At 42.0% G+C, this 26,176-nt stretch carries 28 protein-coding genes and 1 pseudogene; 3 read left to right on the forward strand and 26 right to left on the reverse strand.

Translation table 11 applies throughout. The features are described 5' to 3' along the window. Nucleotides 1-160: 160 nt before the first annotated feature. Entirely contained in the window at nt 161-283 is a 123-nt protein-coding gene (locus tag LG003_RS10550) for a hypothetical protein (protein WP_262980690.1), read from the forward strand. 216 nt (nt 284-499) lie between these two features. On the opposite strand, the gene LG003_RS10555 is transcribed toward LG003_RS10550, so the two are convergent. The 3 genes from LG003_RS10555 to LG003_RS10565 form a co-directional block, all read right to left on the reverse strand. Then, nucleotides 500-1,150, reverse strand: coding sequence for a CoA transferase subunit B (locus tag LG003_RS10555; protein WP_262980691.1), 651 nt, complete (start codon nt 1,148-1,150; stop codon nt 500-502). Between the two features lie 2 nt (nt 1,151-1,152). Next, entirely contained in the window at nt 1,153-1,812 is a 660-nt protein-coding gene (gene atoD / locus LG003_RS10560) for an acetate CoA-transferase subunit alpha (protein WP_262980692.1), read from the reverse strand. 536 nt (nt 1,813-2,348) lie between these two features. Next, a complete protein-coding gene (locus tag LG003_RS10565) occupies nt 2,349-3,455 on the reverse strand; it encodes a hypothetical protein (protein ID WP_112877991.1) in 1,107 nt (368 codons plus the stop codon). An 869-nt stretch (nt 3,456-4,324) separates the two neighbouring features. Between LG003_RS10565 and LG003_RS10570 the strand changes: the two genes are divergently transcribed. Then, entirely contained in the window at nt 4,325-4,792 is a 468-nt protein-coding gene (locus LG003_RS10570; RefSeq protein WP_112877992.1) for a hypothetical protein, read from the forward strand. Nucleotides 4,793-5,264: 472 nt separating this feature from the next. On the opposite strand, the pseudogene LG003_RS10575 reads toward LG003_RS10570, so the two are convergent. Beyond that, nucleotides 5,265-6,281, reverse strand: a pseudogene (locus tag LG003_RS10575) (IS630 family transposase). Nucleotides 6,282-6,478: 197 nt separating this feature from the next. Continuing rightward, nucleotides 6,479-7,519 carry a hypothetical protein gene (locus LG003_RS10580; RefSeq protein WP_112877993.1) on the reverse strand — a complete coding sequence of 347 codons (1,041 nt, stop codon included), beginning with the start codon at nt 7,517-7,519 and terminating at the stop codon, nt 6,479-6,481. Nucleotides 7,520-9,303: 1,784 nt separating this feature from the next. Between LG003_RS10580 and cspE the strand changes: the two genes are divergently transcribed. After that, nucleotides 9,304-9,519, forward strand: a complete 216-nt coding sequence (gene cspE / locus LG003_RS10585) for a transcription antiterminator/RNA stability regulator CspE (RefSeq protein WP_112879015.1) — start codon at nt 9,304-9,306, stop codon at nt 9,517-9,519. Nucleotides 9,520-9,740: 221 nt separating this feature from the next. Here the strand turns inward: cspE and LG003_RS10590 are convergent, their stop codons facing one another. The 21 genes from LG003_RS10590 to LG003_RS10690 form a co-directional block, all read right to left on the reverse strand. After that, the gene (locus LG003_RS10590; protein ID WP_112879016.1) at nt 9,741-10,133 is read right to left on the reverse strand and encodes a CesT family type III secretion system chaperone; all 393 of its coding nucleotides are present in this window, start codon (nt 10,131-10,133) and stop codon (nt 9,741-9,743) included. Next, on the reverse strand, nt 10,130-11,065 hold the full coding sequence (locus tag LG003_RS10595) for a YopT-type cysteine protease domain-containing protein (RefSeq protein ID WP_112879017.1): 936 nt from the start codon (nt 11,063-11,065) through the stop codon (nt 10,130-10,132). Before LG003_RS10595 ends, LG003_RS10590 begins: the two co-directional genes overlap by 4 nt. Nucleotides 11,066-11,221: 156 nt before the next feature. After that, nucleotides 11,222-11,839: an HrpE/YscL family type III secretion apparatus protein gene (locus LG003_RS10600; RefSeq protein ID WP_112879018.1), complete on the reverse strand. Its 618-nt coding sequence runs from the start codon at nt 11,837-11,839 to the stop codon at nt 11,222-11,224. Continuing rightward, nucleotides 11,818-12,444, reverse strand: coding sequence for a Yop proteins translocation protein K (locus LG003_RS10605; RefSeq protein ID WP_262980693.1), 627 nt, complete (start codon nt 12,442-12,444; stop codon nt 11,818-11,820). Before LG003_RS10605 ends, LG003_RS10600 begins: the two co-directional genes overlap by 22 nt. Further along, nucleotides 12,444-13,181, reverse strand: coding sequence for a type III secretion system inner membrane ring lipoprotein SctJ (sctJ, locus tag LG003_RS10610; protein ID WP_390894120.1), 738 nt, complete (start codon nt 13,179-13,181; stop codon nt 12,444-12,446). The genes LG003_RS10605 and sctJ overlap by 1 nt, the downstream gene beginning before the upstream one ends. A gap of 6 nt (nt 13,182-13,187) precedes the next feature. Beyond that, a complete protein-coding gene (gene sctI / locus LG003_RS10615; protein ID WP_118985034.1) occupies nt 13,188-13,526 on the reverse strand; it encodes a type III secretion system inner rod subunit SctI in 339 nt (112 codons plus the stop codon). Nucleotides 13,527-13,601: 75 nt separating this feature from the next. Continuing rightward, nucleotides 13,602-14,168, reverse strand: coding sequence for a YopR family T3SS polymerization control protein (locus LG003_RS10620; RefSeq protein WP_262980694.1), 567 nt, complete (start codon nt 14,166-14,168; stop codon nt 13,602-13,604). Next, complete coding sequence (locus tag LG003_RS10625; protein ID WP_262980695.1) at nt 14,161-14,514, reverse strand: YscG family type III secretion system chaperone; 354 nt, start codon at nt 14,512-14,514, stop codon at nt 14,161-14,163. Before LG003_RS10625 ends, LG003_RS10620 begins: the two co-directional genes overlap by 8 nt. A 2-nt stretch (nt 14,515-14,516) precedes the next feature. After that, entirely contained in the window at nt 14,517-14,771 is a 255-nt protein-coding gene (sctF, locus tag LG003_RS10630; RefSeq protein ID WP_112879024.1) for a type III secretion system needle filament subunit SctF, read from the reverse strand. Further along, nucleotides 14,764-14,976, reverse strand: a complete 213-nt coding sequence (locus tag LG003_RS10635; protein ID WP_049582494.1) for an EscE/YscE/SsaE family type III secretion system needle protein co-chaperone — start codon at nt 14,974-14,976, stop codon at nt 14,764-14,766. Before LG003_RS10635 ends, sctF begins: the two co-directional genes overlap by 8 nt. Further along, the gene (gene sctD / locus LG003_RS10640) at nt 14,973-16,244 is read right to left on the reverse strand and encodes a type III secretion system inner membrane ring subunit SctD (protein WP_112879025.1); all 1,272 of its coding nucleotides are present in this window, start codon (nt 16,242-16,244) and stop codon (nt 14,973-14,975) included. The genes LG003_RS10635 and sctD overlap by 4 nt, the downstream gene beginning before the upstream one ends. Then, a complete protein-coding gene (gene sctC / locus LG003_RS10645) occupies nt 16,241-18,091 on the reverse strand; it encodes a type III secretion system outer membrane ring subunit SctC (RefSeq protein WP_315903383.1) in 1,851 nt (616 codons plus the stop codon). Before sctC ends, sctD begins: the two co-directional genes overlap by 4 nt. Further along, nucleotides 18,079-18,501, reverse strand: coding sequence for a YscB family type III secretion system chaperone (locus LG003_RS10650; protein ID WP_112879026.1), 423 nt, complete (start codon nt 18,499-18,501; stop codon nt 18,079-18,081). The genes sctC and LG003_RS10650 overlap by 13 nt, the downstream gene beginning before the upstream one ends. Before the next feature lie 14 nt (nt 18,502-18,515). Beyond that, a complete protein-coding gene (locus LG003_RS10655) occupies nt 18,516-19,349 on the reverse strand; it encodes a T3SS regulon anti-activator ExsD domain-containing protein (RefSeq protein ID WP_112879027.1) in 834 nt (277 codons plus the stop codon). Between the two features lie 114 nt (nt 19,350-19,463). Then, the gene (locus tag LG003_RS10660; RefSeq protein WP_112879028.1) at nt 19,464-20,282 is read right to left on the reverse strand and encodes a helix-turn-helix transcriptional regulator; all 819 of its coding nucleotides are present in this window, start codon (nt 20,280-20,282) and stop codon (nt 19,464-19,466) included. A 1,038-nt stretch (nt 20,283-21,320) separates the two neighbouring features. Then, the gene (gene sctU / locus LG003_RS10665) at nt 21,321-22,376 is read right to left on the reverse strand and encodes a type III secretion system export apparatus subunit SctU (RefSeq protein ID WP_262980697.1); all 1,056 of its coding nucleotides are present in this window, start codon (nt 22,374-22,376) and stop codon (nt 21,321-21,323) included. Continuing rightward, nucleotides 22,373-23,161, reverse strand: a complete 789-nt coding sequence (gene sctT / locus LG003_RS10670; protein ID WP_112879030.1) for a type III secretion system export apparatus subunit SctT — start codon at nt 23,159-23,161, stop codon at nt 22,373-22,375. Before sctT ends, sctU begins: the two co-directional genes overlap by 4 nt. Further along, nucleotides 23,158-23,424, reverse strand: a complete 267-nt coding sequence (gene sctS / locus LG003_RS10675) for a type III secretion system export apparatus subunit SctS (protein WP_112879031.1) — start codon at nt 23,422-23,424, stop codon at nt 23,158-23,160. The genes sctT and sctS overlap by 4 nt, the downstream gene beginning before the upstream one ends. Before the next feature lie 2 nt (nt 23,425-23,426). Then, complete coding sequence (gene sctR / locus LG003_RS10680) at nt 23,427-24,080, reverse strand: type III secretion system export apparatus subunit SctR (protein WP_112879032.1); 654 nt, start codon at nt 24,078-24,080, stop codon at nt 23,427-23,429. After that, the gene (gene sctQ / locus LG003_RS10685; RefSeq protein ID WP_112879033.1) at nt 24,077-25,006 is read right to left on the reverse strand and encodes a type III secretion system cytoplasmic ring protein SctQ; all 930 of its coding nucleotides are present in this window, start codon (nt 25,004-25,006) and stop codon (nt 24,077-24,079) included. The genes sctR and sctQ overlap by 4 nt, the downstream gene beginning before the upstream one ends. Next, nucleotides 25,003-26,166, reverse strand: a complete 1,164-nt coding sequence (locus LG003_RS10690; RefSeq protein ID WP_262980698.1) for a type III secretion system needle length determinant — start codon at nt 26,164-26,166, stop codon at nt 25,003-25,005. Before LG003_RS10690 ends, sctQ begins: the two co-directional genes overlap by 4 nt. Nucleotides 26,167-26,176 lie beyond the last annotated feature (10 nt).

The raw sequence follows: 26,176 nt of genomic DNA on the forward strand, positions 1-26,176 counted from the left end.
GGCAGTAAATAATCGGAAATTTCGTAACCAGATATATATTGAATAATGTCGAGCGTGGAGGTGGGTTTATTTTTTGAGTGTAAGGTTAAATGCATAAATAAAAAATTGATTTATCTTTAGTTATATAGTTGGAAAGAAACGATATAAGTTATGAAACTGCATGAAAATATTTATACCCGTTATCCTTCAAGTTGCCTCTTTGTTGGCTGCACTCGCTCACCCCGGTCACATCGTTACCTATGCTCCCGGGGATTCGCTCCCTTGCCGTCGCGATCCATCTTGAAATCCATTGGGTATATATCAAACTGGTCGATGTGAAGGAGAATTTGGTTTATTTACTCACTGTTATTCGGCTCTTTGCTATTTATAATCCGACCAGTGAACATTCATGGTCGGTGAACATTCATGAATAGTCGCATAGTACCGCAGCGATTGGTGAGGTGGTGGAATAGCGCTGATAAAACCAGCTAATGATTCTGCTAATTATGCTCATTTTCTCCTATACCGGTACAGGCATGACTTTGAGGTCATGTGCGATGCTAAATTCTGCTTCAGTTTTTTCTCGTAGAGTCTCTAATGTGACATTTGGCGCATGTTCTTTCAGGATTAACTGACCCTGTTCAAAGCAGAAGACACCTAATTCAGTGACAATCATGCTGACTTTATTGATGGCGGTAAGTGGCAGAGTACACTGCTTGAGGATTTTTGCTGAACCGTCTTTGGTGCAATGTTTCATTGCAATGATGACTTTGCGAGCACCGGTGACAAGATCCATTGCCCCTCCCATACCAAGGACCATTTTCCCCGGTATCATCCAACTGGCTAGGTTAGCATGCTGGTCAACTTGCAGACCCCCCAGAATACAGGTATTGACGTGACCGCCTCGAATAAGGGCAAAAGAGAGGGCACTGTCAAATATGGCGGCGCCGGGCAAGATGCCACAGGGGTTTCCGCCAGCATTGACCAGATTGGGATCTACTTCTGTAATAGGTCCAAGGCCCAGTATGCCGTTTTCTGATTGGAGAGTAATATGAATGTGATCAGGCAGATAGTTCGGGACTTGCGTGGGAATACCGATGCCAAGATTAACAACATCGCCGTCTTGTAGTTCGAGAGCAGCACGGTGGGCAATAATTTGTTGAGCATTCATTATTAATTTTCTCCTGGATAAACGATGTAGTCGATCAATGCGCCAGGTGTTATCACGCAGTCCGGTGCGATTTCACCTACTTTAACCAGTTCATTCGGTTCGGCAAGTGTAATATCTGCCGCTAGGGCGATTACTGGGTTAAAATTTCGGGCACTGAGTTGGTAGGTGAGGTTGCCATGATGATCGGCAAGATGAGCTTGAATCAACGCGAGATCGGCACGTAGCGGGAGTTCCAATAAATAGTCTGTTCCATTGAGGGTGATTTTTTGTTTTCCCTCTTCTACAACAGTACCTACCCCGGTTGGGGTTAGGAATCCGCCCAGACCGGCTCCTCCGCAGCGAATACGTTCGATCAACGTTCCCAAAGGAACCAGTTCTACTTCTATTTCTCCAGCAAGCATTTTGCGTCCGGTTTCCGGATTAGTGCCAATATGTGAGGTAATGACTTTTTTCACTCTGTCATTAACCACAAGGGGGCCTATGCCGGCGTCGATACGGCCAGTATCGTTAACAATCAGAGTCAGATTTTTTACACCGGAATGCAGTAATGTGGTGATTAAGCGGGGAGGTGTGCCTATGCCCATGAAACCGCCAACCATAATGGTCATACCGTCATAAAAATGTGCCATAACTTGTTGTATGCTAATGAGTTTATTTTTCATATTAATTCCCTATATATGATATATGGATATAAGCGCTTATCTTTAAGTTTAGCAATAGGTATGTCAACCACAGGATTTAAATAAGAATATTTTATAATTAACTGAAATTTAATTAATTCTACTTATCGGGTTGAGGAAAGTGTGTTCAGGTTTATACGAACAATAAATAAGCGGCGTGCAAAATCTTGCACAGGTGTGCACGTTTTGTTTCGCTATTTCTTGAATGACAAACAGGTGATTACCCGATAATGAGAATTTCGTCAGTAATGAATGTCGGATGAGGCACGGTGTCGTTGATTGACTTCCTGCTTCATCAATTAGCCTCCGAGAAACCTCGCCGTTCAGGATAAGGGGAAAGGCGGTGATTGGGAGTATAGAAAGCGTTATTGAGTAGGAGCAAGGGCGAAAATAGGTAAGTGTGAGGGGCTTCTAATGGGATTGGTTCACTTTAGCCTTATAGGTGTATGGTGTAGGGATGATCTGTTAATACCGGGAGGCACAGCATTGTATTCTATGCCGTGCCTTGAATCTATTTACTAAGATAATCTTAGGTTAGGGTCTATGAGAGAGATAGTAATAGTACCGACCTGATTACCGTTGCGAATATCTTTTCCATAATTAAAATCAAAATATTTCATCTGATCTCCGGTTTCTACTACCTTTCCGTTAATCGCTGTGAAATTTTTACGTAGCAGTGTATTGAGGCCATAGGCATTAGCATCTTTTGGTGCAACATCAATGACGACTTTTCCTGTATTCTCTTTTCCTTCAGCCATGAAATTGAATACACCTTTAGGGTAGTTTTCTCTGTGAATATCTAATGGAAAGTGGATGCCATCTATAGAGTTGAGATTTAATAAAGTCGCTCCGGCTTTTAGGGTGAAGTTTGTGTCGAATAAAGGGCAACCTTTTTCATCTAAATCAGTTCTTATGTTTAATACTTGAGAGCTTATTAACATCTTTGCATTATCTTGTAAGATAATACTGCCACCATCTATATGAACATGATGGCTTTTAAGCATAGCTTTAGAGAATTCAGTGATAGAGAAATCACAATTTAGTGAAATATTACTTTCTAGCACTTCATTATTTTCTTGTGTTTTTTCTACAGGCTCTACAGTAAGACGGCTTATTCCTGACATAACCACTGTTGATTCTCTTAATTTTGTATTTATGTGGTTGCTAATTCTTACAATACCAGCATTTTCTATTTTGAAGGTACTTGAGTTTTGTAGTTCAATTCTATGTCCATATCCGCCTAAAATTTCACTATTAAGATAAAAGTTAACAGATTTTTCTTTTTTTCCAGATATTATGAGATTTCCAGATATTATGGGCTTTCCAGATATTATAAGATTTCCTGATAATATTTTTATTGTTTTTGATAAAATTTTATTGTCTGGATTATCTTGGGCAGTCTGTAGTGGCCTAAGAATAGGCCACCTAATATTATAGTCGCTAGGGCGAGCATTTTTATCAAAAGACAGTATTAATGTATTTTCTCCAGCATCCATTGTGAAGGTGGTGCCAATTTCTTTATTAAATGAGTATATTGGAGGAATCCTGCTGCTACCATACTCTTCAGTGTATGTTTGATCTCGATCCGGATACCAAATAAAATAGTTTTCAGAGTTTTCGTTCATTTTTAGCCCTTAGTATTAATTTTTCATAATTAAAATTTGTTTAACATAAATATAGTTCAAAATAAGTAGATTTCAAGATACTTTCAATTTATTTTATTGTGATTTTGTTACTGTTGAATGGAACCTGATATCAGTGCTTTTCGCTGTTTTTGGCAAAGAATTTTCAATGGTTTATTTATATAATGAATAATATTATGGGGTAATGGTTTATTTCTAAAATCTAATTCGCTGATTAAGCCAACTTGTTTTCTTATATGTGACTAAAATCTCAAAAGAGAAAATTTCTAATTTCCATGTGCTTTATTATCGATTGCCAAATGACGTGATTCTCTGATGGGGATCTTATTGAGGGAACATATACTGAATATTATAATGCATTGTAACTACTGCAATAATCACAGAATTAATTGCAAATACACCTAAGTGTGATGATTTTTAGGATAGTTAATTTTATTATGAAATAATAATAAGTATGAGCATAATATTATTCTGTTTTATATTGCTTGTCGGCATTCAGAGAGAAATAATTAACTGATTTTACCTTTTGATGTAATGATTTTGTGGTTTTAAATGTTTCAATGTGGAAATGGATAAGATGTCATGAAATTATTTTAAAATTTAGTGGACAGGAGTGGAAATTTAGCTATATTTAATTAACAACGTAACATGATAAATAAAAATAATAATGCCTTTGTGGAATAGAAGATAAAGTTTACTACCAACAATCAATTTTAAGCTCAAGGAGGTGATTAGAGATTAGTTCATCAATTTAATTAATTTTGAATTTATATTGTGTTTTTGAATGCAAAGATTAATGCTATTCAAAATCTTATCATGATTTTTTTAATTTAATAATATAGGTGGATGAAATGAAAGAAAAAAATATTGAAGATATAGAAGAGTTACAATCTCTCGTTGATAATCAAGTACCTTCATATCTTAGTATAATCGGTAATTATGTAGGTGAACTTAATGAGATGTATTTAACTCACCCAACTGGATCTCAGTCATTGCTACCACATACTATTGAAGCAAACGGTGTATGGCATTGTTCATATTTATCAGTTCCGCGGATAGGTCCTAATACTAATCCTAATGTTAATAGTCCACTTCTTTTTCAGGTTTCAACATTTGCGGAACATGTTGGAAATATTTGGGTGTTCCAAGAAGCAAGGAGTATTAAAGGCGTAATGAAGTTTTATGTTGGTGAAAAATTCAATTATCTGGCGGCAAAAGAGATTAGAAATTTTAATCCACAGACAATGGCATCTAAATATTTAAAATTAGTTTGCGGAACACCAGGAAATCTGACTTCGCTTACTCCTGTATTGTACTAGAGAAAGATAGGTTGATTTTCAAACTGGATTTATTTTTTATAGATTAACTGTATTCTATGATGAATTATAAACTAGTCGTAAATTCAAATGATTTTTTTCCATATTATAAATGGAAATAGATGTGATTGATTGACTAGTTTAGCAGTTTTTAATTCTTAGTTTAAGGCTACGTTTTGAAACGTAGCCTTATTTTATATTAATCTAATATGGTGTGGTTTTTGTGAAATCAGAATGATGATACACAATTTCATAAATAAGTGTTTCTAATGAGATGATTCTCAATTCATGTTCCAGAAACGGAAAGAATTGGCTGGATTCTCTCAACAATTATCACATATAACAATATGGGTATTTTTAAGTGGTTATTTAATGAGATGATAATCTGATTTTGTTCAGTTTTATTATCTTATAGTATAAATATAACATGCTGATTTATAAATGAATTTTCATAATTATGATACACTTTCTCTTTTTATTCTCGGTTAGTCCTATAGGAAAATGAATTTAAAAATATTTTCACTTTTTCGAGCAACTGCCACATATAACTGGCAGCAATGATTTCGCGTCACTGTTTCATGCAGGGATTGCCACAGGCGTTCAATTTTATTCAGCTAGGGGGAGTAAACAGGTAAAAACAATAGGTTAAATTTAGGGTGACGGGCCAGCTAATCACTGACTCACCGGCTTTTGTGAATACTATAATTATCCAAAATCAATGTGAGGGTTTCAGCATGACAATATTGGTGATCAAGTTCTTCTAATGCATTGATAAATAATCGAGAATTTTTATTTAACCCACCAACATAAGTGATTTTCCCTGTTTGGATATTCAGGCAACCCGCAAGGTAATGTTTTTGGTTTTTTCCGGGTGTCACTATACGTTTCTGCTGCCTTTTTTTAAATACCCGTTAGCGCCGATTTTTGGATTTAGCTCGATATCGACTTCATCTTCATAAAAAACAGGATGTTTTTCCGAGCACGTTGACAATGCCTCGGTAATTTTCGCCATTTTTTCATGGTATTCAGGATCGGGTAATTTAAGCGTTGGGGCTGCTCTTCACCAAACGATACCCATTTTATGTAAGTAATGATAGAAGGTGCTGATGGATAATTTTATATTTAATAATGCATTGATTTTAATTATAAAAAATTCAAGGCTCCAATGATAACGCAAGCAACCAAATTGTTGGGGAAAATGTTGCAATAAAAAAGACAGCAAAGGATAAAGTGGGATTAAATTCCAGACCATGGGTCTGCCCGCCAGAAGGTTTTTTAACCCTTCCAGACCATATAAAGTAAACCAATTTATCCAGCGATTGACGTAAGAACGACTGGCACAAAGGGTTCTGGCGACTTGTGAAACAGCCTCACCGTGATGTAGCATCAACATGGCCATGAGTCGGCGAGCATAATTTTTATCTCAGGTGCTCTGGATAATTTTTTTCATCTGGCGTCGTTCATTGCGGGGTATCAGTGCTATGATAGGCATAACTCAGTCCGTTTAGTGGTTTGGGATTTTTTGCAATTGATCAGATCGCAAAAACTGGACTGAGTTCCCTCCAAGTGATCTACTATTTTGAAAAGTTATTTATTGATACGGAGTGGTACGTTACCTTATTCGATATCGTACCATAAGAGTAAAATTAATTTTGGTCTATTGAACATTTATTTCTAATATGATTAATATTAATTTTTAAGTGATATTGTTACAGTGCCAATTTCATGACCATTGGTAATTTCATTTCCATAACTGATGTTAAAGGATTCTTTATCTGCTACTTGACCATTGAGATGTATGAGTTTCTTCTCAAATATCTTTTTTGTGAAAAAATAAGGGTCTTCCTTTGGTCCCGGTTTTTCGAAATTAATAGTAATTTTTCCTTCATTCTTGCCTTCTGTATTAATGAAATTAAATAGACCTTCTGGATATCCTCTGTTGTCAGGTATGTTGTCAGGTATGTTGTTAAAATAGAGTGGGAAATGGATGCCGTCAAAAGATTTCAATTTTAGTGAGGGAGAGCCTGCTGTAAGTTTGAACCATGTTTTGTCTTTTTCTATGTCATTTTTCTGCATTATACCGTTGTTAATCAAGGTTACTGTCGATTTGTCTTGTATACTTATATTACAGTAATTAAAGTTTCCATCTCCAAGATAGAGATTACTGCTTTCAAAAGTGAGCTTAGATGATTCACTTAGAGAAATTTCACTAGCTAGAAATATAAAGGCGGGAACATCGTCTTCTATTTTTTCTTTTTGTCTTATTTCAAATTGACTGTTTCCTGACATTATGAGTTTTGGCGGTTTATCGGAAACAACATAATCTATAAACATAAATACAGTTCCTGGATTTTTGATGCTTAAGATACCTGATTTTTCAAGGTTAAATTTAGCACTTTCAGCACAACCTAAATAAGCCACGGTGTTATTTCTATTTTCCGATAGATAGACTACTTCTAATGTTCCTGCGGATACATTTATATCTAATCCTTTCCTGCTGTCAGTCATTGTTCCATCATCATTGCGAGTAAATTCTGGCCAATAGATAGGTATATTATCAGAATCATTTTGTAGTGTTAATGTTTCACTTTCAGCGTTCATTGTGAAATTAGCGCCACCTAACTTATCGAACGAATCGGATTGAGTAGATGAAAGAGTGATAGATCCAGTCCCATAATCTTTGGTATATACCTGAGAATTCTTTGGATCCCATTCAAAGTCTGTGCTCATTTTTAACCCCTCATAAAGGATGAATATTTTTTTCATAATTAAACATAGTTAAAATAAATATAGTTCAAAATGGGTGAGTTTCAAGGTGTTGAATGAATTAGTTGTATATTTTTTCAATTTTCTTTCTGGAAATAAATTCAACTACAGTGCATAGATCAATTCCATTTACCGTCAATAAGATTACCTGAAAATATATTTTATTGTAATTCAGTTACTGTTTAATGCTGAAATCAATTATTAATATTCTTCCATCTTCTTCTTGGGTAATCTCTTAAATAGTTTCTCTGTCATCGTAATTACTATATTACAAATTAATAACCTGCAATCACTTAATGCTAATATAGAGATATTTATCCATCTTTAAATTAACATTATAGATATAACTTCCAATATGTTGGGATGATATTTATTTTTTTCAATATTACCCTATAGCCATTTTTATCATTTTAAGCATATAAATATTATAGTGAATTGATTTAATTGAGATTTGATTTATGTGCCTTTTGTCCGGTATTTATCCATATTGATCTATCAAATTAATAAATGATAATTTAATGAAACTTCATATTTAGTTATTAGAATCTTGCAAGAAAAATAGTATGATATCTAATGATAATCGTTTGAAATCAATATATGGTTTTTTTCATATTATATTCCAATTGACTTGTAATCATGTGGGGAGTCAGGGCGAGAGCATGAGTGTGCGTTTATCATTCATTTTGGTTAAATTTTGAACATGCAAGGCCCATTAATGACTAACAAAGTTCATTAATCAATCAATTTTAGTGCGTTAATTAATCATTTTGTGGTTAATAAACGTTCGTGATCTTGCCCTGTATGGGGAGTGGACTACTTTTTTAATGTGGATATATGAAATTCTCCCATCCACTGAGAATATTGATCATATGATTTTACTCAGAAATCAAATATTGCTTAAGAAAAACATTAACATATCTAAAATAGCCATGAAAAGCAATTTCAATTAGATAATAATAATGTATGTTGCCAATATCCGTTATATGAGAAATGCATGATTCTCTAAGGATACATAAATATGAGAAGTTTATGTTAGTCGCATTGCTTCTGCAAATGCAAGTAGTGGAGATGACAAGTCTATTGTGCCTACTATTCCAATTACTACTCAGGATTGTATTGCGAAGTGGAATGTATCTAGTGCTGCCCAATCTTGTAATGCATCGGTCTCGAAAGCCGGAGAGCGTTCATGTAATGTTTCAGCAAAATGTCGCGCTCTTAATGGAAAACTTATTAATAACTATAAGATTTTCCCTTATGTTAATATGTCACAGCTCACTAACTGCAATGGTTATTTGAAGATTGCTGCATGTTAATTTTATTTTTATTCATTTCAGGTTACGGATTGTAGCCTGATTAGGTTGTTAGGGATAAATTGTAAATTTAAATCAGTTGCTATAACTTTGAAAAATAGGGGTTTGTAGATAAAAACTTTTTATAATTCAGTTAGTTATGGCCATGGTAAAGCCATGCAATATGGATAAAGTCGAAATTTAGGATAAAGGAGAACACCAATAGAAAAAAATAAATGAAATTAAAATTTGCTAATGACCAATCAATGTGATTTAATAACGTCACTGGTTTGGAAGTACAGACCTATTTATGAAAAGAAAGTTAAAGCAGTTCACCATTTAGCGTTATCCCCGATACCACTTCATTGCGAATTCCTTATAATTAGTATCCATAAGTAAAACTGAAAAACAGACCTCATAACGCCTTATGGCAACTTAATAAAATTAAAGGAAAATTCTATGTCTAATGCAATGACTGGCTCAGTAAAATGGTTTAACAACGATAAAGGTTTTGGCTTTATTTCCCCAAAAGATGGAAGTAAAGATGTTTTTGTCCATTATTCTGCAATTCAGAGTAATAATTTCAAAACACTGGAAGAAGGTCAGGAAGTTTCATTCTCTGTTGAGAGTGGTGCTAAAGGCCCATCCGCAGCAAATGTTATCGTATTATCTTGATTTAATTTGACTGCTTAAATCTATTAGCGACTTTACGATAGCGATGAAGGTAATATCCTGAGTAGTTAAAGTTGTTAATCAGTAAAAAACCGCTTAATTGCGGTTTTTTTGCATGGCGGTAACAGTATTTTTTTTAACTCTTTGTTTGATTATTTCGCCTTGGCAGTTTAAAGGGGAGCAAATATTGAAGCTCCCATTAAACTTATATTCCGGTAGTGGTTTCAAACCCGCATCAAGGAAGGCGGCAGATTTTTAGGCTGTTGGGTTGTGTTAGGTGTCAGGCGTTGCTCAATATCATCAATAAAGCGTTCTAACCAAGCTTGTAGTTCAGTTACGTCTACTTCGACCAAGGGGCGTTGTGACCACAAAATTGCTTGTCCATCCAAATCACCTTGGACATGAGCCGGCCAATGTTGCCCAAAAAGATTGTTGGCATGACTGACTTCGGACCCTAATTCGCAGAACAACTGTAGCCAGTTGTCGTGATAACAGCCAATCAATACCTGAAAACGTCCATCAACTTCTAAAGTGTAGATACCATCGTCGGTAGGGGACGCGGGCACTCCGAGTTTAGAGAACAGCGCTTCTATAAGCTGGTGATAATCGTGTGTCATCGTGTTTTAGGCTCGAAGTTGGAAACGTAGAAATTTTGTCCCAGTCCGATTTCCTTGTTGTACATGGATTTGGACCAGAAATCTTGAGAGAACCAGTTGGAGAATGAGGTTTTATCCGGGAAGTTGAACTCGCCGAAGTTAGGATCGAAGAAGGTAACACCTTTCTGGTCATCGACATAGGCGGCTACAGTGTGTCCAGCCATCTGCCCTTCAAAGCTGATCTTCTTGTAGCCTGATCCCTTATTACCTGTATCCAGGATAGCGTTTAATAGATCTTTTGTGCCTTTGCTGCCAGTTTCGCCGTTTGTATCAAGCTGGCTTCGTGGTTGGACGCCGTTCTCACTAAGCCAGGATTCCGTTATTTGACTTTGTTCGGCATAGGGGTCCATGCCATCCATCTGTAACTGTTTGATGGAAACCAGAGAGTCGATATGGAATTGACCTTTCTGGCCGCCTACGTAGAGCTGATCGAAGACACTTTCTCCTTTGGCATGAGCGCTTATCCAATGAGCTGATATGGATTCACAAACCCCGCCGGAGGTGTCACTATGTTTCATGATTTGGTCCAGAAAGGTACCTTTGGTCTGGGCGAACTTGAAAGTCACTTCTCCACCGTGTTTATTTGCAGAATCTCTAACACTCCCTAATGTGGTGCTCACCGCAAAGTGAACAATTCTGTCCTTGATCATGCTGAACGAGAAGCGGCTTTCTTGATTCTTCTTGCCATCGGTGGTTAGTTGACGATCGAGCATAGAATGGCCCGGTAGATTGCGTTGAATCGCCGCTGAGAGGCGCTCTAATAACCCTGGTCTGGGTGAAGAGACTTTCAGGGATTTACCCGACAGTTCACCCTGTGGTTGATTAACGGCTGTGGTATCGAGCTGTTGGGTAGGAAATATTCTTTGGTGATTAATACCTGAAATGGGAGACAATGGTCACTCCTTAAGTGGTTTTTTTTGAGATATACGCTTGGATATTAGGTAGAGTGAATCATAATGTTTTGTCGAAATAGAGAATATTAATAACGGCAGAAGAAATTTTCACTTTCCGTCGAAAACCGGTTATCTCTTTGAAGTGTGATGGTGTCGTCAACTTTGCCATTGGTTATTGATGGCTGACATCAGTGCTTCTAATTGGCTATCCAAACTGGCATCAATGATCCCGACTTCTGTTTCTAAAATACAGCCCCCTTGATCGAGGCGCTCATCAGCAGTGATCTCTAAGTAGCCGATTTCAGGGAAATCTTTGTGTACCCGTGATATTTGTTCGCGAACTGTTGCGGCCTGTTCAGGATTAACGCGCAGGATAACCTGTTTTTGGTTACTGACTAATGACAGGGCCTCATGAACTACCTGTAAGGTGAGGGAAACTTGGTCATAATTCTTTAGGATTTTACGTACAGCCTGCAATACTACATTGCTCATCTGTTGCTCCACCTGCCGGTAATATTGTTGGCATTGCAACTGGGTTTGATGAATCAGGTTAGCTTGTTCTGCGCGGGCAGCATCAATGCCTGCTTGCCAACCTAACTCTTTTTGTTGCTCATACACCGCCTGCGCGTCATGTTCAATTTCTTGTGCCTGAAGCCGGGCAGCCTCAAGCAGAGATTTGGCACTGAGGCAGGTCTGATAGTCCGCTTTACGCAGTATCTGGAGTTCAGGAGACAGTTGAAGATGCTCTGTCGTTATTTTAATAAATGGTAACATTCTGTGTTCACTTGCTTAGCCAATTTGAGACACAATGCTTGTGCCAACGGTCGTTCTGCCTGGCTGACAGGCCAGGCCGCGAGGTTTTCATAAGAGGGAAGCCGTAGGCTCAGGCGCTTAGCGAAATCAATAGGAGGAGGCTCCATCGCCGTTAGCCAGAACTGTAAAGCACTGGTACGAAAATAGTTTGCATTGATTTCTGGTGGTAATGAGCGCTGCCAGCCAGTTGGCCAGTTGCCGATAATGATGTCGAGATAATTTAAGCAGAAGCGATGTCCCTCTTTTCCTAGTGAGTCATGTAAGTGGCGAAGTTCTGTCGCCATCAGACAATGGCGGATAGCTTGCCCATGAAGTAAAGCTCCTAGCCAGGTAAGAAGTTGTTCTAAGCACGATTGCTCTAACAAGGCAATATTTCCCAATCCAGTTGGTAATTCATAGTCCACATTCAGATCAAATTGGGTTAGCAGTAGTCCATTAAGCCTGGGAGAGTTTCGCCACTCAGGTAGGGAAGATAAGACTGCAAGCCATTCTGGTGATAGATGATCAGAATGAATATAGCTGGCAGGGCAAAACCGAAACTGATAGGGCGTTAATGCTGTTACCATTATTGCATCCTGCTTCGGTGCCACAGGAATTGTGCCAGATTGCTGATAAATAACAGGGCCAATAATAGCACAAACAGTCCAATCAGCCGTCCTTGTGATTCTTCAGTCACTTGGATAGAGAACAGAGTGGAGTAGCGTGGTGCCAGCGGTACTTGACGTACGCCTGCTGCGGGTACTAATACGACACTGATCCGATCATAACTCAACCCTTCAATGCTGTTATTAACCAGTTGCTTGATCTGAGGAATGTAAGTGTCGAGTTGCACATCCGCTGCGTGCTTGATAAACACCGAGGAAGAGGCTGGCGATAGTTTTTTACCTAGTCTGTCTTGCTCCTCGGGTAAAACAACATGTACCCGTGCTACCAGCACACCATCGATCTCAGAAAGTGTTCGAGCAATCTCCTGTGCTTTGGCGAAATTAAGCCGTGCTCGCTCCTCTATTGGTGAAGAGATAAGGCCGTCTTTAGGGAAGACATCTTGTAACGAGGAAAAGCTCTCCCGTGGATATCCTTTACGCTTGAGCACCTCAACAGCTTGGGCGATATCAGACTCTTCGACTAACAGCTTGATATTGCCATCTTTGTCTGGCTGCTTATCAGAGGAAATGCCCGCTTCCCTGAGCAAGGCTAACATTTCGTTGCCTTCTTTTTGGCTAACTCCGGTGTAGAGTTCGATTTTACAGCCAGTTAGCATCAGGACAGCGAGCATGACGCAGATTATATAGTGTTTCTTCACAGCTCCTCACTGGGCTTTCATTAGGGTTTCAATGTTTTGATTGAGTCGTCCTACCGTTTTGGCAATCAGCTCTTCTTGCAGGGTGATCCGCATTAGAGACCACTGCATTTGCATCAGGCTGTTAGGATCACTGCTAGGGACCGCTAGCTGTGTTTCCAGATCTTGTTTCGCCTGAGTAAGTTGTTGCCTGATCTGACCTAATTCATTGATCAGATTGTTTTCAATCCCCTGATCTTGATTGGACATAGCAAGTTCAAAACTCGCAATATTTTCTGCACTGGCCTGAGATGTGTTGAGTTCATCCAGGCTGGTGATCAGTGTCTCGCTTATATGTGGTAGATCCATTGTTCCTCCAAATTTGAGGTGTGTTGAGTTTATCTAGGTTGTCTATCCTTGTTTTACTGAGTTGCGGTAGATCCATTATTCTTCCAAATCAGGTTTGTGTGAGTTTCGAATCAGGTTATCCACCATACCGTTACGGGGGATCAATGTTTTCAACTCCTGCCGGATAAGGTCACTCAGGTACTCATTGCCAGGAATAGGTTCAATCTTGCCGAGTATCTTGAGGAGCACTGTCTCCTGTTGTCGACCTGTGGGGGCGAATTCACGAACAATCTTTCTAAGTTCTGGCATATCCAGTGATGGCTTGATATTGCCTGTCAAGCCACCAAACTGCGACCATAGCTGCTCTTGTACCGGAGCGATCAGCTTGTCTTCTAACTGAGCACGTTGGGAGGGCTGTTTGTCAGACGATAAAGCCTGATACCACTGCCATGTCACTTTGCGCTGTGTCGCTGGCTCGAAGTCGGCTAAAACGTTTTCCAGCGGTTCTCCCTGAAGCCAGCGTTGCTGGCGCTCTTTCAGCATTTGCTGATCAGGCGTGGTTTCCAGTGCTTGCTCAAAGCTGTGCTGGTGCTTGGAACTGACCGAAGGCTGTACCGTTGGTTGCGACACAGTGTTATAGGATGGTCCTTCAATCCTATTCATGAGCCAGTTGTTCCCGCATGCCGTCAACGAAGGAGAGCAATTGTGGATCGTCGCTGCCCGCCATTCGCGTCAGTCTCTGCTCCAGAGCTGATGCCAGACCCAAACGCCACTCACACAAAGCTAACCAAGGTTCTAAAATAGGCCAAGGGAGATCCCGACCAAAATCCAGAGCCTGTTGATATTTGCCTTGGTTCGTTAGAGAAGAGAGCCGAATCAGGTTTGCTGCTTCTTGTCCTTCCTCGCTTGACATCAGCCAGTCGGCAATAATATTGGCTTCGTCATGACAGTGATGGCCGCTTCCAACCAGAGCAATATCTGCCAGTAGCCCTTTGAGTGAACGTGTCATGATTAGATCTTCTGTAATATGCCCTGCATCAGGTCTTTCATGGACCGGGTGACAGTAGAGTTAATGTTGTAGATTACCGACCACTTGTTGATTTTGTGTTGTAAATCAGCTAGCAAAGCAGGGTTATCAGGCCCGCCGCTGAGGGCGGCGATTGCGTCATTAACGTCGGTGTTAGCTGTGTTGGCTTGGGTCTTAAGCTGCTCAGCAACCTTATCGAGAGTATTAACTGTCTTTGCGGAAGTAAAAATTTCAGCCATGATGGTTTCCTTCTGTTGTGTTAAGTATTGTGATTGCAGCTTGGATGGCATCAGCCTCCAGTTGCCATTGTTGGTATTCTTGTACTGAACCGCCGCGTCTCAGGCGTTGTTTGATATCGTTCAGCGCCTGAGCGAGACGGTGTTGCATTTCGTTGACATAAGTGGGATCAGCACCAAACAGTCGTGCTTCCAGGGATGTCATCATGAAGCTGGGCTCCTGTTAAGTTTGACGATAAATTGTTGTCCACCCTTGATAATAACAATCGCATCTTGACGGATGGCTTCGATTCTTAAACCATTTTCTGTGGTTGCTCCAACCGGATAACGCAGGTTGTTTTTGAGTACCACATAGGGTACACGCCCGAAGGAAACGGCCCGGACGTCGAAATTGAGCTCATCATTGCGAGTGAGACGCTTATTATTCAGTAATACCAGTGTTGGCCGGCTGCCGAACTCTTGTTTAAATACCTGCTGTAAGCGGTAGAAGTTATGCGTCTGGTGCTCATCCAATTGACCAGTGAACTCGATACGATCATTTTTATCTTTGTAGATCAGCGAGTCGGGTAAATCATGTTTAGCCAATAACATATCCAGTCGCTTGAGGTGATTACCGGTGAACTTCGTCTGGTTTTCTATACCAAGTAATCCCGGAACATCACGTTTGAGTAGTGACTCGATATCGTTCCATTGCTGGCTGGTATCAGTGACTTCTCCCGTAAGGCGGACCCAACCGGGTTGTTTGCCATTGCGGCTTTGTACCTGGGCATAGCCTAATTTTTGTAAAATGAAATCCACCCCCTGACGTAATTCTTCCATAGTACGCAACTCCAGCCGATAACTGAGAGAGTGAGTATCGAGATACTGTTGCAGCGCCAGCCGTTGTTGATTGAGGTCCACATAACCTTTGAGCAGTAGTGGCCCATGATCGGGCATCATTTGTACACTTATCTGGCGATAGGCTGAATCGCCATTGAGAAAACGGCGTAGTTCTTGCTCGGCGAGGCCATTGGACATGTTGCTCCTTTGCCATCCTTCATGCCCAAGCAGTGCCAGAAGACCGAGTGCCAAGACCAGACAAAGTATCAACATCCCGCCTGCTACCCGGCTACGATTTTGGCGGGCAGGGCGCTGGCGTGGTATGACCGCCAGTTCAGCGAGTTGGTTCGGGAATGCATGTTGTTGGTCACAAAAAGCCCACAATAACGGGCCAGCCTCTTGACGGGCCAGCGCTTGCAATGTCGCACCCGATGATAGCGGTTCGCCATTCTGACTTGGTGCGACTTCACCGGCCCATTCCAACAGGCGAATTGAGTCTGGTTCGACTTCTAAAATCAGGTGCACAGGCGCAACATCTTCATCCACCAGAACGATATCTGCCTGTAGGGGGTCTGAGCCGATGGCTAAACGCCCCTCAGCTAAATTAACCTCAATACTTTTATTCAGTCCGCGGTAAAAGCGAATTTTCCAACTCATCTGTTCGCCTTATTTTGCGCACGAACACACCAGGTTTCCTTCAATGAACATTGTTGTTCAATGACTCGCCATCCGTAAGTTTTACCCATTCGGCATGAGGATAGAAATGAGCTTTTACCTGCTTGCCGTAGGGTTTCTTGTACTTGATGGGCTGAGGATAATGGTTGGCATTGTGCACTTCCCAGAACTTTACTCAGCGATAGGCTCTGGTTAGAGATATCCTGTGTTGCCAGTAATCCAGGGCGTAGATCTTGTCCGTTACCAAGAGCCAGATAATGGGCTATCCCACTATCAATCAGACGTGGCTCAATAATGAATAGCCGTACTGATCGCCGAACTTGCTCACTGGTATTGCGAAACAAGACACCCAGGTAGGGGATATCGCTTAAAAATGGCACCTTGCGTGTTATTTGACTCATTTCGTCGCGGTAGATGCCACCAATCAGCAGACTTTGCCCATGTCCAACTCTGGCAACGGTATCGACAACGGTTCGGCTGATAGTCGGGATGCCATCCTGTCCTGAGCTATTAGGTTTCTGGTTACCATCCTCAATATGCAGGTCTAAACTGATTTCAGGAGAATCTCCTACTTGGATGACTCTAGGGATCATGCGCAGCATAGTGCCATAGGTAAGGCTTTTAAGCTCGGCAACCCGTTCGCCATTAACTTTTACGTAGTAGGTTTCATTGTTGTCAATGACTGCTTGTGTATTCTCCTGCGTTAAAAGCGTTGGGCGGGAAATCACCTGAGCGCTTCCTTTACTCTCTAGTAAGGTTATTTTGGCGAGCAGGTAATCCAGGCCACGGCGATCGACCAGGCTACTTAATGCGGCTGAACCGAGGTTTTCACCTTTTTCTTTGCTCTCTCTTTTTTCCCTGGCAGAAGTTGTGATATCAATGATATGGCGAGGCCCGGTGTTGATTCCGACTTGCCAGTCAACTCCTAGTTCTGAAAGGTTGTTTGCGTCGATGTCAATGATGGAAAGGGCAACTTCAATCCGGGCGGATGGTTTATCCAGTGCGTTGATCAAATGGGCGTACATGGACATCCTTTCCGGGTTATCCCGTACAATGATGGCATTTAGGGAGGGTTCTGCTTGTACGACCGCACGGTTTGAGTAGCTTTCTCCCATAGAAGAAGATGCTTCACCAGTAACAGCGCTCACATTGGTATCACTGAGCAGGCGGGAGAGGATGGTGGCTATGCCCGGCGCCTCAATACTGGTATCACGATACTGGATCTTGCGATCGACCACTGAGGCGTATTTGAGCGGGAAAATTTCCACTGTCAAGGCGCCCGTTTTTTCGCTACGCAGCAATGACTGCTGTTCCAGTGCGGATGTAGTCTGATCAAGCAGTTCAAGATAACGAGGAGGGCCTGATACGTAAACCAGTTGGTTGCCTGGATCAGGACGCCAGCCAAAGCGTGGCTCCCAAATACCGGAACGTTTTAGGGCTTGCTGTAACTCCGTTGCGTTGGTCCGTTCAAGTTTAAGCAAGCGCGATTGTATTTCACTGTTTTTGAATACATAAAGCACACTCCCGTCGTAGTACCAGACCAGATTATAGAGAGAGGATAAATGTTGCAGGAATTCCTGAGGAGTGTCCTGCTCAAAATGGCCGTTAACTTGATCGGTCACCTTGTCGCTGACAACCACTGATGCTTCATAGTTGGCGCCGAAATTAACCAGTACATCCCGCAAGCTTTCTCCTTTTGCCAGATAGTTATAAGGCGCAGGAAACCAATCCAGATCTTGGCTATAAGCAGAAGGGAGCATCACACTGCTGATACTCAACGATAACAGTAGGGAACGGCATAGCCTTTGGAATGGTTTCATGGTTGCCATATTGCCTGTTTCCATTGAGGGGCGGATTGGGTTTCCGACAATAAAGCCATGATTTGTTCCAGTAGATCGATGTGCAGAGTTAGCATCTGTTCCAGTATTTGAATATCCAAACTATCAAGGTCAAGGCGTGCTTCCAGAATAAGATTCTCTGATTCATCTAAGGTCAGTGCATGGGGAGCATGGCGTCCCCAGCGCGTAACTTGTTGCAATAGTGTTTTCAGTAATTCATCGCCTGACGGATCTTTTGGGTTGTGGCGCCAGCTTAGCGGGCTGGATAACACAAGTTCAGTTCCCTGTTGGCGAAAAAACAGGTTGTAGTTATCAATGTGCAAATGGTAATGCCCTTGTCTATCGGAAATAAAAGGCTTCTGGCCTAAGCGACTGGCCAAATGATTGAGTAGAATTTGCATGTTTCCTCTAATAATTAGGTCGTCGATTGCCAGTAAAAATTGTCCTGTGGCAGGCACAGAAAATGGGCACAAAGCCATTTTTTCAAGTGAGTAGCTTCCTCGGTGTCATGCTCTAAAGTAGTCAACCACGCCCAACAGGATGACAGTGCTTCGGGAACCGGCATAAAAGCGGTTAGGTCGCCGCCAGTCTGGAGTGCATCTAGCCCAGTAAACCAGTTGGGCCATGCTTCGCGAGCTTGGGTTTCCGTTGTCAACAGCCGTTTTTCTAATAGTTGCTTGCGTTGATTAAGCGCTGCTTGCAAAGATGTAACCTCTTTATGATATTGTTCCCGGCATTGAGACGAGACGCTTTCGGCTTGCTGCCAAAAATGCGCTTTAGCACGCAGTTGCCGTTCTTGGATCTGTAACTGATCAAATTCAGTGAACCAGAAGTCTATCTCTGGCTCCAACAAACGGAGCCACCAGTCAAATAGCGGCTGTAATACCCAGTGCTGTAAAAGATGTCTGTCAGCTAGGTTTATGCGGTCACCCAGCACCTTATTCCAGTCACATTCCGGTTCTGCCGCCGCTCTAATGAGCTGTTGTAGGTCATCACGCCGCAAAGCTTGCCCGCAATTTAACCGTCTACGAAACCAGACGGACTTGATCAAGCTTTCCAGCAGATGTCTGGGTAGCAAACGTTGTAATAAAATAAACTGTTGGCTATTGATAATGTCTCTATTCTGATACTGAATAGCCGATGATTTTCCGAGTAATTGATCCCGGCGTGGAATTCCCGACTGCGTGACAGAGATCTTGCGGCCGAGAAACATGCTGGTTCGAGTCTGATTATGGTCTTGCTGGCTCATGCTATGCTCATCTTGCTGCTAGTCACTCTTGTCGATTAAATTAGGGATGGCCTTATTTTATCTGTCAGGCCAACGGTTAACTTGTAAAAAACGTCAGATTATTTTAGCCAATCGTTACTCTTTGCCATACCTGGCTCGACTGGGCGTGCAATTAAAGCGTCTCCGATAGCTTTGAGTGAAGTAGGATTGGCTGGAAAATCCTGCTTCCATCGAGATATTAACAATACTCATCTCGCTATTGAGTAGTAGTTGATGTGCATAAAGAATACGGCGTTCACTGATCCAAGCGCGTGGTGATATTCCGTACACCGAACGGAACAGCTCCTTGAAGGTGGTTAATCCCATACCAAATTCTTTAGCGAATTCACTGAGTTTCCACTCCTTAAGGTAGTGATTTTCCATAAAACTCTGTAAACGTTCCACTTGGCGATTGCTCAATTGTCGTAATACTGACATGAGCAAAGTACCTTGTTCTCCAAATGCTAATAACAATAGCAGTTCTTCTGTTCTGAGTTGACCCAGCGCTGTAGGATAATCATGAGCCAATAGATCGACCAGCCCATTTATACTTTGAGATAACAGAGGGGATGAGGTAAATGCAATTAATTCGGGTGTTGACATGTTGTGCCGCTCGACTTCACTGAGCAGAGTACCAAAGCGTTGCAGAAACCCGTGGAGGAAAGTTGTACTCAGAGGCAACCAGAGTAGTTTGCAAGTATCGCTACGCGTTTTTGCTGCATAACTGCCACGACGAACAAAAAGCAACTCGTTGTGGGAGATATCGTAGGTATTGGTACTGTCCTGCCATGTCATTTCACCTTCGAGCAGGATATATATCCCTTCTTGGGGGTGCTCTATAACGTTAAAGGCAGGCATGCTACGCTGGAGTAGTGAGATATCCATTCCCTTCCCTGATGTTGTGATGCCGTTCATTCTATTGTCCTGGATCTGTTGGTGTTATGTCTTAAAAATACAAATTACATTATTATTAGTAGATATTTTCTTTGGTTTCGCTGCCTGGAATAGACAGTGAAAAATAATTTTACGTATTTAACCTGATGGTTAACTATAGCATCTTTTAATTAAAATGATTTTTGCTAGTGGGCCTATAATGTTCTTTGGTCCGAATACTGTATTATTCTCACGTTTTATAAACGTTTTATAAACGTTTTATAAACGAAGAGTGAAAAGGGATCAGTTTTTTGCACGATAACGATTGCCTATAAATTTTGCACCCTTAGTTATAAAGTTATACCCTATGGATTTCAAGATGCATCGCGACGGCAAGGGAGTGAATCCTTGGGAGCATAGATAACTATGTGACCGGGGTGAGCGAGTGCAGCCAACAAAGAGGCAACTTGAAAGATGACGGGTATATAAACCGAGTCTTTTGTCTTGACTGATATTGATAGTTATCTCCTTTTATTCAGGAAATCTATTAGTGATTCATAATACGTTAGTAATTGTAATGAATGATAGCTAGAGTAATATTAACGAATTAGCAGGTGTAGAAATCAGCGCAAAGTGAAATCAAAATAGCTACGTGTAATATAAATCACTTAATAATAAATTCAATCTGATTTCAGCTATTTGATCCATCGATAAAAACAAAAAATCCACCCAACTGAATTGGATTGTTTATTATAATATTGTTTAAGCAATGTTAGGTTATTAGCAGTAATTTTTATTTATATTAAATTTGTTGTTATTATGTGATTAAATCGTAACGCTTAAGAAACAAATATATACCCTATGGATTTCAAGATGCATCGCGACGGCAAGGGAGCGAATCCCCGGGAGCATAGGTAACTAATGTGACCGGAGTGAGTGCAGCCAACAAAGAGGCAACTTGAAAGATAACGGGTATAAATTGTATTTCGTTTGCAATTGAGCATTGGCAAGGTATGTTAAATGCCAATGCTCAGTTCATATATGCAGTTTGACTGTCAAAAAACGCTGTTTGAGGACAGGTTACGGCTCCGGCGGGCGATCTTGCCACTGTTCTAGCCAGCGCAAAACTTCTGCGGTAGCTTGGATAAGATCAGCAGGAATATATTGGTCTATCAGGCCATCTTGATAAAGTGCTCGGGCCAGCGGAATGCGTTGTAACACCGGAATGCCTTCCTCTTCAGCAATACGTCGAACTTGCAGGGCCTGCGCATCGGTGAACTTGAGTGTAATAAGGGGTAACGGTGTCTCTCCTTTCTTATAACGGATACCTACCGCAATGTGGGTTGGGTTGGCGACGATAACTGATGAATTCTTAACGCTAGCGCGCATATTGCTTGATTGTAATTCTTGATGAAATTGACGTCGTTTGCTTTTGATCTCTGGGCTGCCTTCACTCTCTTTATATTCCCGTTTGATCTCGTCTTTACTCATTCTAAGCTGCTTAATATGTTGGTAGTGTTCGAAGGCATAATCGGCAATAGAAATCACAATAAGCCCCATGCCGCATACGGTCATGAGCTGGGTTAACATTATGCCGAGTACAGGAACAATACATCTTGTTCCACACTCCGGCAGGCGCAGTAGTGCTTGTAGATTGCCTGCCAGAGTAATCCAAACCAAGGTGCAGAGCAGTCCTACTTTAAGTATTGATTTGATGAATTCCACCAGACTCTTGATAGAGAAGATTCTCTTAGCGCCTTCAACAGGGTTGATCTTTTTAATATCAGGTTTGATGGCGTGTCCACTAAGTAGAAAACCGTATTGAGCGAAGTGTGATGCCAGCGATAGCAAAACGGAAACACTTAGAATTGGCAGGCAGAGGTAGACCAGCTCTTGCATCAAGTTTTCAACCACATGGTTGAAGGCTTGGGGAAAGGGTTTCTCCAGTAGATTAGCCGGGATTAGCATCAGTTTACCCAGATGTTCCAAATAGTATTCAGACATGACCATTATCATGCCGATTAGCCCCAATATTAAGGAGGTGGAGACGACTTCGTTACTTTTGGTTACCTGGCCTTTCTTCCGGGCGTCTCTAAGTTTCTTGGGGGTAGGTTTTTCAGTCTTTTCTCCACTCATGGTGCCTCCAGAATAGGGATTAACATGCGCACTGGGGAGAGAATTAACAGCACTTTATCATAGGCATGATGCATCAATAACCGGATATAGATAACTAGTAACAGGCTGGCAATTGCACTTTTGATCGGCATTGCTAACACGAAAACGTTGAGAGAGGGAGCGAAACGGCTAATCAGTGCCAGCCCGAACTCTGCTAAAAACATGGCGATTAGCAAAGGAGCTGCCATTAAAGCGCAGAGCTGTAGTAGATAGCTAAACTGACCATAGAAAAAGTGGATCCACTGATTGGTAATTTGGGGAAAAAACTGCGTTACCGGCCAACTGTTATAGCTTTGAAATAGGGCGCCAAGCAGACCAAGAAAAGCGCCGCCGGAGAAAAAGAGTGTTATCAAAGTTTGAGTCAATAATAGACCCGTGGGTGAGGTTTGACTTCCCAGGGAAGGGTTAAGCACTGAAGCCATTGTTGCTCCCCGTTGGTTATCTATAATAAAACCGGTGGCTTCCATCGCCCAAAATGGGATAGAGGCGATAAAGCCAATGAGCAGACCAAGCAGGACTTCCTTACCGAGCAACAGCGTCAATTCCAGACTACCTAATGTGGGCAACTGACTGCCTGCTACTGTTGGGTAAGCATAAAGGGCCAGTGAGCAGACCACGCTGTTGCGGATTAACCCACCACCTAGCATCTGTTTGCTGAGCACAGGAAATATCACAAAGCAACTCATGATGCGTGGTAACAACAGGGTATAAGCAAGCATTTGTTGCTGGAGCTCTGGTAGGGTCATTTGATTAGCGGCACCTTAAGAAAGGTCATGTTGGCAAAGCTATAGAGTTCGTTGCCAAGCCAGGTAGCTGTAGCGAATAGAGTAATAATGACCGCAATTAATTTGATGACAAAACCAAGCGTTTGTTCTTGTATTTGAGTGAGCGCTTGGATCAATGAAACCAATGTTCCTACTGCCGCAGCCATGAGTACCGGCGGCAGGGAAAGGATTAACACTAACCAGAGAGATTGGCTGGTGAAATGCAAAATATCAGCATTACTCATGTTCAATCTCCATAACTGATAACAAGGCCGTGTGTTAGGCGTGTCCAGCCATCAAGCAGGACAAATAACAGTAATTTGAAAGGAAGTGAGATAGTCATTGGAGAAACCATCATCATTCCCATTGCCAGCAGAATGTTAGAAATAATGAGATCGATTGCAATAAATGGTAGATAAAGAAGAAACCCGATTTCAAAAGCCCGGGTTAATTCACTGACGGTAAAGGCGGGTAGCAGTATCAATAGGCTGTCTGGTTCTAGCCGATCTGCATACTGGCTTGGCCAAATTTGTCGGGTACTATCGATAAAGAAAGTGCGTTCACTGGGTTTAATATGTTGTTTGAGAAAATTCCGGTAAGGTGTCAGGCCCTCTTCCACAAATTTATCTACTGATTGCGCATTGCTGAATGAAACTTCATTTTGACGCAGGTAATCTTGAGTGGCGAAACCCACCGGAGCCATCACATAGATAGTGAGGATAATTGCCAATCCGTACATAGCCATGTTGGGTGGGATCTGTTGTACGCCCAATGCGTTACGCAGTAAGGAAAATACCACAGACAGTTTGAGAAAAGAGGTCGCCATCACGGCAATAAAGGGAAGCAGAGCTAGCAAGGCCAGACCGATGATGAGATCCAATTCGTTCGGTAGCTGGATCATGGTTGTTTCTCCACGGAGAGATGTTCAACTCTTACACCCAGACGTCCTTCAATATCCACCAATCGCCCTGAACCCAGGCATTTCTGATTGACGAGAATACGTACCTCGCCATCTGAAGGAACACCAAGATCGAGTAATGAGCCGGGTTGCAGGCTGGTGAGTGTCTGTAGATCCAGAGTCTGACGGCCCACTTCGAAACTGACATGAACCTCTAGTTCGTTTAAGTCTGTTACTGGCAGAGCGTTGTCAGAACTATCAGGAGAGGGGGTGTGCATAGTGATTAACTCCAATTTATGGTCATGGGATTTAAAGTAGGCCCAAGGGCGTCCTTCCAGATACGCTAATAAAGGGTCATCTGGTTGTTGCTGTGGGGGCAGTAGCAGCACATCCCCTGATTCCAGAGTACGAAACACATCTAAAGTCAGGATTATTGCTCCCCATTGCAGAGAAAGCCGTAATGGAATAGGCAGGCATTCTCTAGGTTGACGTTCTGGCAATATGGCAATTAAGGGGGATGGCTCTGGTAACCAGAGCGGCAATGTGGCCCCTGGCCGTTCAAGGCGTAGTCGTAAGCAAGCTGACAAAGGACGTTCTGACGTGGTACTCAGTGCTGACCATGACAGAGTGGGTAGCACTTTGCTTTGATATTCCAGTAGTGCCAACAGCAGATCTTGAGGGAGTGATGTGAGGTCCGCTTGTTGTAGATCAGGTGCGAGCCACAGCGCTAACTCGGCTGCATGGCAGTACAAGGAGAAGGTTTGTCCCTGCCAATGGGCGATCAGTTTCCTGTCTAACGTCTGAGGAGGAGAAATCACATCCAGCGAGAGATAGTTATTATCCCAATTAAATTGTTGCTGGTGGCGACTCAGGGTCTGGTGCAGCGTTAATTCTTCCAATGAAACTTTGGATAAGGTCAGGCTATTCATGCATCTTTTTTCCATTCTTCATATACGCTGCGACGTTGACGTGATCCATGTTCACTATCCGTTTGAGACGGAAGGGAGAGTTCAACAGTTTGTGTTGGGTAAAGAAGTTGTAGACGTTCAATCAGTTCAAAGCGTGCCTGTTTCAGGAGTTGTTGAGCTGCCGGATTCGCTAAAATCTCTATTTGAAGTTTGCCATGCTCGCTGGTGAGTTGGATCTCAAGTGCTCCCAGGCTAGGAAGTGTCAGATGTAATGTCGCCGGACGTTGCTGTTGGGTTAGTTCGATACTGATCTCTACACTCAGTTTGTCGATTAACGCTTCCAAAAGGGGAGATAGGGTTGAAGCTGCTTGCATCGTGGCGAGGATGCGCTCCCCCGGCAGGAGTTGCGTTTGTGGGAAGAAAGGTGCTTTCCCGTCTGATCCACCAGAGTAAGAGGATTGAGAGTCGGACTCTTTTGGCTTTAATACCAACAAATGGGATGTTTCGATTTCATCCAGTGTTTTTCCTTCCGCAGAGTTGATTTCGTTGGCATGGCGGGCAGGTATAGGTAAAGTTGGGTCTGTTTGTTGGTGAGGAATGGCACCGTGTTGTGTATCTGGCTGAGATGGGGATCGGCTAGGTGTTTGATATGCCCGTTCATCGTTTATGTCTTGCTGAACAGGTATCATTGCTGTGTCAAGATGAGAAGTTACCGTGATATCAACTGGTTTTAGGCCAGAATCAGTCAAGGTGTTCAGGTTGGGCTGACGTGTTGGGACTTCGGGTGCTGACAGAGATTCCCTTATCTCGTTAGCGATCTCATTGAAGCGATGAGCGGGGGACGATACGTTTTTTTTCTGATTTTGAAGTGGCGCAGGCATGCCATGGCCTGTCAATGATAAGGCTTGCTTGCGCGGATCATCAATTGCCAGTTGGGAAGAGTCGAATAGTGGAAGCTCCTCATCTGAGTCATGTGTGGCATGTTGATCCGCTGGTTTATTGTTTGTCGTCGTATTGGTTAACGGTTGTTCCGTCCGCCGTGTGGTTGACTGACGCGTGTTGGCGGCATGAGAGGTGATAGCTTGCTCGAAACGGCGTTGCGAATCTGCGTCTGCTTCTGCGGGAGACGACGTTGGGAGGGAGGAGACATCTTTTTTGCCGATAGCTGTCAGTGGGTTCATACTCTTCTGT

This window comes from Photorhabdus kleinii, from assembly GCF_025384885.1.
Taxonomy (GTDB): domain Bacteria; phylum Pseudomonadota; class Gammaproteobacteria; order Enterobacterales; family Enterobacteriaceae; genus Photorhabdus; species Photorhabdus kayaii.

Excerpts from the sequence above, each read along its gene's own strand:
- LG003_RS10550 (WP_262980690.1), top strand. The coding sequence starts at position 161 with ATGAAAATATTTATACCCGTTATCCTTCAAGTTGCCTCTTTGTTGGCT.
- LG003_RS10555 (WP_262980691.1), bottom strand. The coding sequence starts at position 1,150 with ATGAATGCTCAACAAATTATTGCCCACCGTGCTGCTCTCGAACTACAA.
- atoD (WP_262980692.1), bottom strand. The coding sequence starts at position 1,812 with ATGAAAAATAAACTCATTAGCATACAACAAGTTATGGCACATTTTTAT.
- LG003_RS10565 (WP_112877991.1), bottom strand. The coding sequence starts at position 3,455 with ATGAACGAAAACTCTGAAAACTATTTTATTTGGTATCCGGATCGAGAT.
- LG003_RS10570 (WP_112877992.1), top strand. The coding sequence starts at position 4,325 with ATGAAAGAAAAAAATATTGAAGATATAGAAGAGTTACAATCTCTCGTT.
- LG003_RS10580 (WP_112877993.1), bottom strand. The coding sequence starts at position 7,519 with ATGAGCACAGACTTTGAATGGGATCCAAAGAATTCTCAGGTATATACC.
- cspE (WP_112879015.1), top strand. The coding sequence starts at position 9,304 with ATGTCTAATGCAATGACTGGCTCAGTAAAATGGTTTAACAACGATAAA.
- LG003_RS10590 (WP_112879016.1), bottom strand. The coding sequence starts at position 10,133 with ATGACACACGATTATCACCAGCTTATAGAAGCGCTGTTCTCTAAACTC.
- LG003_RS10600 (WP_112879018.1), bottom strand. The coding sequence starts at position 11,839 with ATGTTACCATTTATTAAAATAACGACAGAGCATCTTCAACTGTCTCCT.
- LG003_RS10605 (WP_262980693.1), bottom strand. The coding sequence starts at position 12,444 with ATGGTAACAGCATTAACGCCCTATCAGTTTCGGTTTTGCCCTGCCAGC.
- sctI (WP_118985034.1), bottom strand. The coding sequence starts at position 13,526 with ATGGATCTACCACATATAAGCGAGACACTGATCACCAGCCTGGATGAA.
- LG003_RS10620 (WP_262980694.1), bottom strand. The coding sequence starts at position 14,168 with ATGAATAGGATTGAAGGACCATCCTATAACACTGTGTCGCAACCAACG.
- LG003_RS10625 (WP_262980695.1), bottom strand. The coding sequence starts at position 14,514 with ATGACACGTTCACTCAAAGGGCTACTGGCAGATATTGCTCTGGTTGGA.
- sctF (WP_112879024.1), bottom strand. The coding sequence starts at position 14,771 with ATGGCTGAAATTTTTACTTCCGCAAAGACAGTTAATACTCTCGATAAG.
- LG003_RS10635 (WP_049582494.1), bottom strand. The coding sequence starts at position 14,976 with ATGATGACATCCCTGGAAGCACGACTGTTTGGTGCTGATCCCACTTAT.
- sctD (WP_112879025.1), bottom strand. The coding sequence starts at position 16,244 with ATGAGTTGGAAAATTCGCTTTTACCGCGGACTGAATAAAAGTATTGAG.
- sctC (WP_315903383.1), bottom strand. The coding sequence starts at position 18,091 with ATGGCAACCATGAAACCATTCCAAAGGCTATGCCGTTCCCTACTGTTA.
- LG003_RS10650 (WP_112879026.1), bottom strand. The coding sequence starts at position 18,501 with ATGCAAATTCTACTCAATCATTTGGCCAGTCGCTTAGGCCAGAAGCCT.
- LG003_RS10655 (WP_112879027.1), bottom strand. The coding sequence starts at position 19,349 with ATGAGCCAGCAAGACCATAATCAGACTCGAACCAGCATGTTTCTCGGC.
- LG003_RS10660 (WP_112879028.1), bottom strand. The coding sequence starts at position 20,282 with ATGAACGGCATCACAACATCAGGGAAGGGAATGGATATCTCACTACTC.
- sctU (WP_262980697.1), bottom strand. The coding sequence starts at position 22,376 with ATGAGTGGAGAAAAGACTGAAAAACCTACCCCCAAGAAACTTAGAGAC.
- sctT (WP_112879030.1), bottom strand. The coding sequence starts at position 23,161 with ATGACCCTACCAGAGCTCCAGCAACAAATGCTTGCTTATACCCTGTTG.
- sctS (WP_112879031.1), bottom strand. The coding sequence starts at position 23,424 with ATGAGTAATGCTGATATTTTGCATTTCACCAGCCAATCTCTCTGGTTA.
- sctR (WP_112879032.1), bottom strand. The coding sequence starts at position 24,080 with ATGATCCAGCTACCGAACGAATTGGATCTCATCATCGGTCTGGCCTTG.
- sctQ (WP_112879033.1), bottom strand. The coding sequence starts at position 25,006 with ATGAATAGCCTGACCTTATCCAAAGTTTCATTGGAAGAATTAACGCTG.
- LG003_RS10690 (WP_262980698.1), bottom strand. The coding sequence starts at position 26,166 with ATGAACCCACTGACAGCTATCGGCAAAAAAGATGTCTCCTCCCTCCCA.